The 6,852-nt window shown below is 64.1% G+C and carries 6 protein-coding genes; 3 read left to right on the forward strand and 3 right to left on the reverse strand.

Annotated features, from left to right (window positions below; all coding sequences use genetic code 11):
* Positions 1-255 precede the first annotated feature (255 nt).
* Complete coding sequence (locus tag IAE39_RS28565) at positions 256-726, forward strand: phosphate-starvation-inducible protein PsiE (RefSeq protein WP_201207815.1); 471 nt, start codon at positions 256-258, stop codon at positions 724-726.
* Positions 727-729: 3 nt separating this feature from the next.
* Here the strand turns inward: IAE39_RS28565 and IAE39_RS28570 are convergent, their stop codons facing one another.
* Entirely contained in the window at positions 730-1,020 is a 291-nt protein-coding gene (locus tag IAE39_RS28570; RefSeq protein ID WP_201207816.1) for a DUF3509 domain-containing protein, read from the reverse strand.
* Positions 1,021-1,161: 141 nt separating this feature from the next.
* Here IAE39_RS28570 and IAE39_RS28575 point away from each other — a divergent pair, with 141 nt between their 5' ends.
* Entirely contained in the window at positions 1,162-3,120 is a 1,959-nt protein-coding gene (locus tag IAE39_RS28575; protein WP_328825632.1) for a TadG family pilus assembly protein, read from the forward strand.
* On the opposite strand, the gene IAE39_RS28580 is transcribed toward IAE39_RS28575, so the two are convergent.
* Positions 3,105-5,750: an ATP-binding protein gene (locus IAE39_RS28580; protein WP_201207817.1), complete on the reverse strand. Its 2,646-nt coding sequence runs from the start codon at positions 5,748-5,750 to the stop codon at positions 3,105-3,107. The two genes, IAE39_RS28575 and IAE39_RS28580, sit on opposite strands and share 16 nt — an antisense overlap.
* Positions 5,747-6,190, reverse strand: a complete 444-nt coding sequence (locus IAE39_RS28585; RefSeq protein ID WP_201207818.1) for a TadE/TadG family type IV pilus assembly protein — start codon at positions 6,188-6,190, stop codon at positions 5,747-5,749. The genes IAE39_RS28580 and IAE39_RS28585 overlap by 4 nt, the downstream gene beginning before the upstream one ends.
* Positions 6,191-6,265: 75 nt before the next feature.
* On the opposite strand from IAE39_RS28585, the gene IAE39_RS28590 reads away from it, so the two are divergent.
* On the forward strand, positions 6,266-6,688 hold the full coding sequence (locus IAE39_RS28590) for a prepilin peptidase (protein WP_201207819.1): 423 nt from the start codon (positions 6,266-6,268) through the stop codon (positions 6,686-6,688).
* Positions 6,689-6,852 lie beyond the last annotated feature (164 nt).

A 6,852-nucleotide genomic window follows, 5' to 3' on the forward strand; every position in this document is an offset into this window, starting at 1 on the left:
CGAAGCGCCGCGCGGGCGGCGCTCGATCTCATAGGCGCTGAATGTGTCGAGTCGAACACTTCGGCGCTCGATCTCACAGGCGCCAAAACCGCCAAGCCGAACACCCGGCAGCCCCCACACAGCCCACCCCGCCGCAAAGTGCCCTGCGGCAATCCGCCGCCTTCCAACGCAGGGGCCTGGCCCTTTAACTGCATGGCACAAGCGTCACACCGGTGACGCATCATCCTTACAAGCCGTATCGGGGAATGGAACATCGTGAACATCAAATGGGCAGACAAGCTACGCAAGGGCCTGCACGGCTCGGCAGATTCGCTGGGCAACCTGTGCGTCGAGGCCTTCCATTACCTGGCGCTGTTCGGCATCGGCGCAATCACCGCCTATGCAGCGGTGGTCACCTTCCTGGACATGCTCGGCAAGGGCGGGATCAGTGTCGATGACATCCTGCTGCTGTTCATCTACCTGGAGCTGGGGGCGATGGTCGGGATCTACTTCAAGACCAACCACATGCCGATCCGCTTCCTGCTGTATGTGGCAATCACTGCGCTGACCCGCCTGCTGATCGGTGATGTCTCGCACCACAAGGCGCCGGACGAAGGGCTGCTGTACCTGTGCGGGGGCATCCTGCTGCTGGCATTCTCGATCCTGGTGGTGCGCTATGCCTCGTACCGCTACCCCTCGACCAAGGTGCTGGATGCCAACGGCAAGGAAGTGGAGGAGGGCAAGTAGCCCTCAGTTGGCCATGAACGCGCGTGGCTCGTGGCTGGCATCGCGGGTCAGTGCGGCCAGCACCTGCATCGGGTTCTGGCCCAGTTCGATGGCCAGCCCCAGGCGGATGCTGTCGATTACCCGCTGCAAACGCACCGGGTCGTTGCGCTGGGCCTGGGTGATCAGGCGCTTGGCGACCACGCCAGCGTCGTCGGACAGGGTGAGCATGATGCTGCCGTCGAGGTTGGCAATGCTCAGGTTGACCCGGTACTCGGGGGCGAAGGCGGCGCTGATCCGGTCAAAGGGGTTGTTCATGCTTGGGGCCTGCAAAGATTGACTGCAGAAGTTGACCGGCCAGCGCCGGCTTGGTTCCGGCAAGGCAATTAGCCATTACTGCAACTACACTCCTTGAATCGCAGCCGCGACGCATGGCCAATGGCCGGCAAAGGAGTGCCCGTGGTTCCCTCGAATGCTGCGCGTCAGCGTGGCGCAATTGGCCTGATGGCGGTGATTACCCTGGGCCTTGCTTTGTTGTTCATGCTGGTGGTGATCGACAGTGGTCGGCTTTTCCTTGAGCAGCGCAAGCTGCAGCGCATTGCCGACATGTCGGCATTGGAGGCGGCCGGCCAGTTTGCCGTGTGCACCGGCAGCGGGCCCCAGGCTACAGCGGTTGCCCGCGTCGCCGCCACACGCAACGGGCATGCCCCCGGCAACCCGCTGACGGCCAGTTGTGGGTACTTGCAGACGGGCGCCAACAGCTTGCGTACCTTCACCGCGGACAACAATCGTGATGAAGCCATTCGGGTCGATGTGAGCAACACGGTGCCCACCAGTTTTGCCGGGCGGGTATACACGTTGGTGCAAGGCAGTGGCGTGCCGCCGACCACGACCTTGCAGGCACATGCGGTGGCATCATTGCCCATGCCGCCGCAGGCGGTGTTGAGTATCCGTACCACGCTGGCGACCGTCGATTCGCGGCAGTCGGTCTTGCTCAATGCACTGCTCGGGGCCTTGGGCGGTGCCGTTCAGCTTGATGTTGCCGGCTGGCAGGGCATCGCCAGCACTCAGCTCAATTTGCTCAGCTACCTCGACCAGTTGGCCATCGACCTCAACCTCAAGGCCGGCGACTACCAGCAGTTGCTCAGCGCCAACGCCACCGCTACGCAATTGCTGCAAGCGGCAGTGAAGGTACTGCAACAGAGCGGTGCCGCGGCCAGTGTGGTAACCAACCTGGGCAAGGTGGCGCTGGGTGCCAGCAATGGCACACTGCTACAACTGGGGGATTTGCTGGATATCCAGAACGGCACGGCGCAGGCCGGGCTGGATGCCAGTATCCAGTTGCTGCAACTGGTGCAGGGCGTGATCCAGCTGGCGGTCAGCGAAAGCGCAGCAACCGTGGATTTGCCGATAAGCGTGCTGGGGCTAGTCAATGGCCGGGTGCGTCTGAAGGTGATCGAGCCGCAGCAGATTTCTGCAGTGGGCGACCCGCGCACCGACGAGTTGCGCGTGCATACCGCACAGGTGCGGGCGATGATTTCGCTGGAGTTGCCTTTGCTCGACTCGGTTTTTGGACTGCTCAACGCGGTGTTGGACCTGGTCGGGCCGATCACCAATGTGCTCAACAACCTGCTCAGCCTCAACCTCGCCAGCACCTTGCAGTCGGTGCTATGCCTGGTCGCTGTGCCGTGTACGGTCACTGACATCGTGCTGGTGCCGGACAAGTTGTCGCTGGACATCGGGCTTGAGGTGGCAGAGGCGACGACGAGGCTCAATCCTTCAGCGCCTGACACGTTCAGTTGCTCACCCAAGCGCCTGACCACGCAGACCCAGAGTTCAGCCGCCAAGATTGCGGTAGGCCGTTTTGAATCCCCCAATGCGTTCTTCACCAGCGGCACCACGGTCGTCAAGGCATTGCCGCTGGTAGACATCGGGACCAAACGTTGTACCCGGCTGTTGATATTGCCCGCAGTCTGTGACGCGCGCGTTCCCTTCGTCGGTGGCGGCCTCGGGCTACGGGTCAACAGCAAGGTGCTCGGCAGCGGTGCGGTCGAGCGCCCGCTGGTGTTCCAGGCGCCCACCAGCACGCCGCCGAACATCGGCCTGGCCCCTGCCTACCTGAGCATGCAAACCGCCAATAACAACGTCGTCGGCAGCCTCACCGACACCTTGCAGGGCATTCAGCTGGAAGCCTACAAGCCCACGGTCAACAGCGGCCTCGGCGAAGTGATGGTGCTCGTCGGCAACGTGCTCAGCGGCGTCAAAGGCATTGTCGAACCCTTGATCAAGAACTTGCTCAGCCCGTTGCTCGACCCCTTGGTCAACGTCCTGCTCAAAATCCTCGGCATCGACCTGGTCAATGCCGAAGTCGGCGCCAACCTCAGTTGCAGCGGTGGCCGTGCTCAGCTGGCGCTGTAGATCGGCAACCACACCTTGAAGCATGCCCCTTCGTCGCTGTTGTGGGCTTCCAGCCTGCCACCCATGGCCTCCACAATGCCGTGGCTTACCGACAAGCCGAGCCCGGTGCCCATGCCAGCGGGCTTGGTGGTGAAGAACGGTTCGAAAATGCGCTCGAGCAGGCGCGGGTCGATACCGCCGCCGTTGTCACCCACCAACAGGCACATCTGCCCTTGCTCGATGTGCTGGTGCACCCGAATCTGCGGGTTGGCAACACGCCGTTCGAGCAAGGCGTCACGGGCGTTGACCATCAGGTTGATCAGTACTTGCTCGAGTTGGTCCTGATGCCCCAGCACTTCCGGGCACAGGTCGGGCTCCTCGATGTACAGCGCCACGCCTTTGCCGCGCAGGCCCTCAGCCAGCAGCCCCTGCGCACCGAGCACCGCCACCCAGGCAGCAAATACCTGTTGTTCGACGTCGGAGCGCCGGCCATAGGTGCGCAGGTGCTCGACCAGGTTTACCGCGCGCTCCAGTTGAGCGTCCAGGCGTTGCAGCTTGCCCGTCAGGTACTGGGCATCGGCTGCGCCACTTTCCAGGTGCTTGAGGGTGTTGACCAGCACCAGGCGCATGGTGGTCAGCGGCTGGTTGATTTCATGGACCATTCCCGTAGCCAGCTCGCCCAGGGTGGCCATCTTGGCCCCTTGCAGCAGTTGTTGCTGGCTATGGCGCACCGGCGTGTTATCGCGCGCCACGGCTTGTACTTCCAGCAGTTGCCCCTGGCCGTCAAACAGCCCGCGCTCGGCCCATACCCACCAGGCGTTACGGCGTCCCGGCAGTTGCAGGCACACCTCCGCGCTGCTCAACGGCTGTTGCGGGGTCAGGGTGGCCAGCCGTTGCACAAACGCCGTGCGCTGGCTGTCGGACATCCACTGCCCCAGGTTCATCTCGCCGAGCTGCTGCGGCGGGCACTCGAGGAGTTCGGCCAACGGCCGGTTGCCGAACAACAGCTGCAAGTCAGGCGTGTAGCGGCAGATCAGCGCTGGTGAGTCCTCAACCAGCACCCGGTAACGTTCCTCGCTCTGGCGCACGCGCTCGGCGGCCTCGGTGGCTTCGCTCACATCCAGCCACAGCCCGACAGCTTCAACCGGTTGCCCAAGGTCGTCGCGTAACAGGCGGGCTTCGTCGAGTATCCAGTGATAGCCGCCCAGTTGATCACGCAGGCGATACCGGCTGCGTACCTGGCCATCGCGCAGCAGCGCACGGGTACGTTCGAGCCATAGCGGGCGGTCGTCGGGGTGCACCGCCAGACCGGGGCTTTGTGCCAGTTCACTGTCCCTGGGCCAACCCAGCAGTGGCGTCAGGCTGGCGCTGAAGAACTCACTGTGCAGCGCACCTTCGCTGTAACGCTGGATGTAGATCACTGCGGGCGAACTGGCGATCAGGTTTTCCAGGCGCGCGCGGGCAGCACCGGCCTCTGATTCCTGGGCCTTTTGTGCACTGATGTCGAGCAAGAAACCCTGTACCCGATGGCCTCGCCTCTGGCCCACCCACTGCAGCCAGTGCGGGCTTGCCAGGCCATCGGCTGGCAGCAGGCGCACCTGCAGGTTCAGGGCAATGCCTTCGCGCAGTTGCTCCAGCGCCAGGCGTGCGGCTTCGCGATCGGCCGGGTGCAACCGGCCAAGCCATTGCTCGGGGGTGGCTTCACGCGGCACCCCCAGGCGTAAGGCCAGGGCCGGGTCGAATTCCACTGGCCCCTGCAGAGGCCATGACCACCAGCCAGCGCCCAGTTGCTGTTGCAGTTCATCCAGGTGACGTGAGCGTTGCTGCAACTGCTGTTGGCGCAGGCGGCTGAGCAGGGGTTCGATCAGCGCTTGCAGCAGGGGCGTGACCGAGTCGCTTGCCGGCGGCCTTGCTGTACCCGCGCAGAGCAACCAGGCCTGAACGCGATGGCCGTGCAGGTAGGGCAGGGCCAGCAAGGGCAAGCCGGCACCCGACGACTGCAACAGCGGGTGCTCATCAGCCACTTGCCGGGCCGTTGCTGGCAGCGTCTGCAACCAGGCATGCAAGCGCTCGTCGTCTGCCCAGGGCCAGTCGTTATCACTGCTGGTGTAGGCGTACCAGCCGCAATCACCCGCCAGCATCAGGCGCAGCGAGCCGGCATGCCAGTACGCGGCCAAGTGCTGCAGTTGTTCGGTGGCCGCCTGCATCAGGCGTTGTTCGTCGCAGTTACGCAGGGCACGGCCAAGCGCCGTTGCCAATTGCTGTTGCGCCAGGCGTTGGGCGTGTTGCTCGTGTTCACCCAGCAGGTCACCGATATCGAACAACTGCAGCAGCCAGCCATCCGCCTGCCGCAGAAGCCAGCCACGCGTGTGCAGGGCCGTGCCGTGCACGGTGGTGAAGTCAAGGTCCAGTGGCTGCCCTTGCCAGTCGACAGGGGGGCCCTCAAGCACCAGCCAGCTGTGCCGTTGCAGGTAGTCATGCACACGCGGGGCACTGTGCGAGCTTGCTGGCAGCACCGTACGCAAAGGCCCGGCCAAACGCAGCACGTGCCCCTGGTCATCCAGCCACAGTTGTAGCCCCAGCGCTTGCGGGGCCGGCGCTGCCGGTACCAGGGCCTGGCCGCCGAGCCAGCGATCGAACAGGCCGCTCACAGTTGCAGGCTCGCTTCGGCCCGCAGCCGATCGGGCAGGCGCGGTACCTCACCGATCAGCGGCAGTACCAGCATCGGCAGCACGTTGGTCAGTTTCGTCTTGGGGTAGTTGATGGCGACCGTCAGCAGTTTGTCGGCGCCCAGGGTCACCTGCGCGTCGCTGGCGGGCTGGAAGTTGAAGGCGGAGGGCATCCACTGCAATTGTTGGCTGATGACCTGGCGGGCCAGGTTTTGCACATCGCTGGTGTAGCTGGCGCTGTCCGGGTCCAGGGCCACGCAGCGGCGCACGGCCTCGGCGCTGGCCTGGTTGAATGACTGCAGCATCAGCATGGGCAGGGAATAACTGACCAGCCCGTAGAACACCGCGAAAAAGATCATGAACACGGCCGCAAACTCGATGGCCGCTGCGCCTTTTTGCCGTTTTGCCGAGCCTGCTTTCATGATCGCGTCTACCCTGACGATGAGTCCTGCATAACAGCATAGAACCGATCGACGAACAGGGATGGCCAATTGCCCATGCACAGCCTTGCATTGATTGTCTGGCTTGCGCTGTGCGCTGGGCAGGATGCCCGCGAACGGCAGATTTCCAATGTTTTGACCTTGGGGGGCGCCTGCTGTGCGCTGGCCTGGTTGCTGGCCACCGGGCACAGTTGGCTCGGTGCCCTGGGCAGCGATGCCGCGCTGGCTTTCGTCATCGTCCTGTTTCTTACGCTGCCCGGCTATATGCTTGGCCAGTTCGGGGCCGGCGACGTCAAGCTGCTCGGCGCGCTGGCGCTGGCCAGCAGCATGGACCATGTACTGGCCACCTTCATCGGGGCCGGGGTGCTGCTGGTTGCATGGCAGTTGGTGCGACGTAGAGCGCGCCAGCCGGGAGAGAAAAGGCCGTTTGCGCCGTACTTGCTGGCAGGCTTTGCTGTTTCGCTGGCCTGGGCTGGCTGAGCCTGCACGAGGCAGGCGACGTAGTGGATGGCACCGGCTGCGCCGGTGTTCGCGGCTGAAGCCGCTCCTACTGGGGGCCGAGTGAGCCGGGGGCTGTGAGGACGTTGTAGGAGCGGGTTTACCCGCGAAGCAGGCGACGCGGTGGATGGCACCGGCTGCGCCGG

It is taken from the genome of Pseudomonas sp. S37, from assembly GCF_016658545.1.
Classification (GTDB): Bacteria; Pseudomonadota; Gammaproteobacteria; order Pseudomonadales; family Pseudomonadaceae; genus Aquipseudomonas.

Coding starts and splice junctions, on each gene's coding strand:
- IAE39_RS28570 (WP_201207816.1), bottom strand. CDS start 1,020: ATGAACAACCCCTTTGACCGGATCAGCGCCGCCTTCGCCCCCGAGTAC.
- IAE39_RS28585 (WP_201207818.1), bottom strand. CDS start 6,190: ATGAAAGCAGGCTCGGCAAAACGGCAAAAAGGCGCAGCGGCCATCGAG.
- IAE39_RS28590 (WP_201207819.1), top strand. CDS start 6,266: ATGCACAGCCTTGCATTGATTGTCTGGCTTGCGCTGTGCGCTGGGCAG.